Annotated in this window: 4 protein-coding genes and 3 pseudogenes; 6 read left to right on the plus strand and 1 reads right to left on the minus strand. The window is 56.9% G+C overall.

Translation table 11 applies throughout. The features are described 5' to 3' along the window. The coding region (locus tag EOA29_RS27965; RefSeq protein WP_145969835.1) for a glycine cleavage T C-terminal barrel domain-containing protein at positions 1 to 231 on the plus strand (231 nt) is incomplete at its 5' end. A gap of 454 nt (positions 232 to 685) precedes the next feature. On the opposite strand, the gene EOA29_RS27970 is transcribed toward EOA29_RS27965, so the two are convergent. Continuing rightward, positions 686 to 904: a hypothetical protein gene (locus EOA29_RS27970; protein WP_127221895.1), complete on the minus strand. Its 219-nt coding sequence runs from the start codon at positions 902 to 904 to the stop codon at positions 686 to 688. 234 nt (positions 905 to 1,138) lie between these two features. Here EOA29_RS27970 and EOA29_RS27975 point away from each other — a divergent pair. The 5 genes and pseudogenes from EOA29_RS27975 to EOA29_RS43295 all read left to right on the plus strand — a co-directional run. After that, a pseudogene (locus EOA29_RS27975) lies at positions 1,139 to 1,330 on the plus strand (transposase); the annotation flags it as partial. Between the two features lie 352 nt (positions 1,331 to 1,682). Beyond that, a complete protein-coding gene (locus EOA29_RS27980) occupies positions 1,683 to 2,000 on the plus strand; it encodes a MocE family 2Fe-2S type ferredoxin (protein WP_127221896.1) in 318 nt (105 codons plus the stop codon). Positions 2,001 to 2,028: 28 nt separating this feature from the next. Continuing rightward, positions 2,029 to 3,066: a sterol desaturase family protein gene (locus EOA29_RS27985; RefSeq protein WP_127221897.1), complete on the plus strand. Its 1,038-nt coding sequence runs from the start codon at positions 2,029 to 2,031 to the stop codon at positions 3,064 to 3,066. Positions 3,067 to 3,110: 44 nt separating this feature from the next. Further along, positions 3,111 to 3,605: pseudogene (locus tag EOA29_RS27990) on the plus strand (zinc-binding dehydrogenase); the annotation flags it as partial. Beyond that, a pseudogene (locus tag EOA29_RS43295) lies at positions 3,606 to 4,004 on the plus strand (hypothetical protein); the annotation flags it as partial.

Below are 4,004 nucleotides of genomic sequence, written 5' to 3' on the forward strand. Positions count from 1 at the left end.
CACAACGAAGCGATCCTGCGCGACGGCAAGATCGTCGGCCCGATCACCTCGGGCAATTACGGCCACCATCTCGGCGGCGCGATCGGCCTGGGTTACGTGCCCTGCCAGGGCGAGAGCGAGGCGGAAGTGCTTGGCTCGTCCTACGAGGTCGACATCGCCGGCGAACGTTTCGCGGCGGAGGCATCGTTGAAGCCGATGTATGATCCGAAGGCGGAGCGGGTGAGGATTTGAGCCGATGCGGGAGCATTATCGAATGCCGACTGCTAATTGCAAGTCGTTTTCCAGACTGACAACAGCGTAACTTCTGGGTTTCCATGAGCGGCATACTCGAGTTGGCTGCGGCCGCCGGGTATCGCGCGATGGGATGACTTTTCTGGACCGCTGGGTCAAAAGCATGCGCCGGCCATACCCATTGATTTTGCGATTGCGGCCGGCCGTTTGTCGTTGGGGCTTGGGTCCATGAGCTCGCCGGGCGGGTGTGCGAGTCTTTTGCGCGTGCACCGGCATGGACACGCGCAGCGTGCCACCTCTCTTGGGCTGTGCGCGTCTCAGGCAAATGCACTTCCAACCAAGCCGTAGGCCATCGCGGCCGCTCATTGCCGCAAATTCGTTTAGCGGGCGGGCAACTCGTCGAGTTCGATATTTGCGCGGCGGTCTGGAAAATAGGAAAGTGCGGCGAACTGCTTCAATCCTTCGTTGCAAGGTTTGCGGCAAAGGTTCGTGCTACGATGGTGAGGGTCCGGTTTTCTACGATGGCGATGATCATCATGCCTCTGTCGACAAAGGTCGGGGCAGCACATCCAATGCGAACTTGCACGCCCATCAACGCGCCGGCGATAATCAGCGCTCCTGGCGTCATCTCGTCACTGGTCGCAAATACGGGTCCAGCACCGGCCGGTAGCATTTGAAATCTGCTGATGCGTCCTCAAGGCTGATCAAGGGGAAGCTGGATGGTTCGCGTTTATCGCCTCCGACGAGAACGATTTTCCAGCTAGCGGCTGCGGATAGCCTTCAATATGGTGAAGACGGTCCAATCCGTCGCGCAAGCTTTTTCGTCGGCGCCGGCTTGCGTGAGGACGGCTCTTATGGTGTTTGACAAACAAGGCCTAGCGGCTTGCCACCACCAACTCTGCATTGTCGTTCCGGCTATTGTCACCGCAAGCTTGTGACGTGGGTTAGCGTGTTGGAACTTCGCGTTCCGCAAGATCGCGGCCGGTTCTCGACGGAGTTGTTTGAACGCTACCGGCGCCCGGAGAAGGCATTGGTATCGGCGGCGGTGGCGCTAGTGGCCACCACTGGGGGCGTTTGGACCGCAAAAGCTTGCGCCTGAGGGACTTGGACATAAGCTGGCTTTATGACCAGCGAAACCGTTTGCACCTTCTCAGCCAAATTGCCGGCGCGTATCATCATCTGGATTACGTCAGGCACGCCTTCTCAGACGGCGGCGCCACGGGTTTTTATGCGGGATGCCGGTCGTTCCGCCGTCGCGGGTGAGGCTCGAATGGACACTAATACTCCCGCAATCCGACGCCGCCGGTCTTCGGTTGTTGCAGCCCGGGAGGCTGAAAGAAAGCCGCGCGTCTCAACTATCAAGGCCTATTCGTGAACGTGTTTTCAATGGCTCTGCTTTCCATGGCTCTGCTCTGCCGATCAAGTTTGCTAGAAGTTTTCGGAACGTGTTGATGCTGGAAAATTGGGCCGACGCCTGCAGCGTGGACGACATCGAAGAAGAAGGAGTCATCCGATTCGATCACGCCGGTAAGACCTATGCGATCTACCGTTCTGGTGACGACCGGTATTACGCAACCGACGGACTTTGCACCCATGAACGGGTCCATCTCGCCGATGGTTTGGTCATGGGAAATGAAATAGAGTGCCCTAAACATATGGGCCGTTTCAGCTATGTGACGGGCCAGACAAAAGGTCCGCCGGCCTGCGTTAACCTCAAAACTCATCCAGTCAAAGTAGAAGGCGGGCGCGTCTACATCGCTGTTCGCTAGAGCTAGGCAAAGATGAAGGGGAGTAACAATGGCAACGAACAATCTCGCGGCAACTCGAAACAAGGGGGGAAATGCAGACAAGGAGCGCCGGACCGAATGGCAGCCTGATCATTTCTTGAAAGGGTTGCCGAAATTGTGGCCGATCAGCCCGGTTGGGATCGTGAAGTGGTTGTACTTCTATCTTGTACCGTGGACTCTCGTCTACATAGCGGTTTCCATCCTTGTTTTGGTCTACCTGACGCCAAGCATGGAAACGATGAAGACGCTCAGATGGGACTGGATCGCTTTCATATTCGCGCGCAACTGTGCGCTTCTAATCGTATTCTCCAGCTGCCTGCATGTTCCTCTTTATGTCAAGAAGAGCCAAGGGTTCGATCGCAAGTATAATGGCCGCTGGCTGGCCCGCAATAACCCGAACTTCCTGTTCAAGAATCAGCTTCTGGATAATTTATTTTGGACCTTTGTCGGTGCGGTGCCGATCTGGACTGCCTATGAGGTTCTGACGTGGTGGATGTTCGCAAACGGATATATCCCCTACGTGTCGTTTAACGAACATCCAATCTACTGCTTGGCGGTTTTGTTTGCGATCCCTCTATCCCGGAATGTTCACTTTTACCTTATCCACCGGCCGATCCACTGGCCGTTCCTGTACCGGTGGGTGCATTCTGTCCATCACGCAAATGTCAATGTCGGGCCGTGGTCGGGACTGTCTATGCACCCAATTGAGCACATCCTCTATTTTTCGGGTGTTCTGATTCATTGGATCGTTCCCTCGAATCCGATCCATGCGATGTTCCAAATGATACACTCGAGCCTCGCGCCAGCTCAATCCCACACGGGCTTTGAGAAGGTCGTCATCAAGGACGGCATCGAGATTCGGATGGAAGACTACTACCACTATCTCCATCACCGCTATTTCGAGTGCAATTATGGCGGGGGGGGTATCATGAACGTCGACGCTTGGTTCGGAACGTTTAACGACGGCAGCCCCGAGGCCATGGAGAAGATGAACCACCGCGTCATGAGCCGTCAGCAGAAGGCGCAGAGCGAAGGCCAGTCTTCCTGACCACACGACAGCGACCGAAGCGAACCGATCGCCTTCGCCTTCGCCTTCGCCTTCCCGGCGCCGACATGATCATCGGCGTCGACGTCAACAACGACAAGAAGCCCTGGGGCGAGAAGTTCGGCATGACGCATTTCGTCAATCCGAAGGAGATCGACGGCGACATCGTCCCGCACCTCGTCAACATGACCAAGCGCGGCGCCGACTACACTTTCGACTGCACCGGCAACACCAAGGTGATGCGCCAGGCGCTGGAAGCCTCGCATCGCGGCTGGGGCAAGTCGGTCATCATCGGCGTCGCCGGCCCCGGCCAGGAGATCTCGACAAGGCCCTTCCAGTTGGTCACCGGCCGCACCTGGACGGGCACCGCCTTCGGCGGCGCGCGCGGCCGCACCGACGTGCCGAGGATCGTCGACTGGTACATGGAGGGCAAGATCCAGATCGACCCGATGATCACCCACACGCTGAAGCTCGAGGACATCAACAAGGGCTTCGACCTCATGCATGAGGGCAAGTCGATCAGGAGTGTGGTGGTTTACTAGGTGAAGGAGGTTCGGATTCGCTTCATCGACCACGAGAAGTCGACGATCCATCGGATACGGAACTTCGGCGAGGACTTGTGGCGCAGTTTTCGGGACAACAAGCAGGTCGAGATCGATCTGAATGAAATCGATCGCGCCAAAGATGAAATCTCCTATCTCGTGCATGGCAGATTTTTGAGGAGGAGCTTGAGCGAGGTGCATCGTCTGCTGAAGGTGCACTTCATGGAAAAAGAGGGTGGTCATCGACACAGGGTCGGCATGACCGAAACATGGGAGGAAGGACGAATGGCCGAGAAACTGCATCCGAAGATCGACAATGGGCTGCCCAAGGAGAGCGCATCCTTTACCGGCGGCACGCTGGTCTGCGCCTGCACCAGCAACCCGGTGAAGGTGAAGGTC

Source organism: Mesorhizobium sp. M1E.F.Ca.ET.063.01.1.1 (assembly GCF_003998155.1).
Lineage (GTDB): Bacteria > Pseudomonadota > Alphaproteobacteria > Rhizobiales > Rhizobiaceae > Mesorhizobium.

Coding starts and splice junctions, on each gene's coding strand:
- EOA29_RS27970 (WP_127221895.1), bottom strand. CDS start 904: ATGCTACCGGCCGGTGCTGGACCCGTATTTGCGACCAGTGACGAGATG.
- EOA29_RS27985 (WP_127221897.1), top strand. CDS start 2,029: ATGGCAACGAACAATCTCGCGGCAACTCGAAACAAGGGGGGAAATGCA.
- EOA29_RS27980 (WP_127221896.1), top strand. CDS start 1,683: ATGCTGGAAAATTGGGCCGACGCCTGCAGCGTGGACGACATCGAAGAA.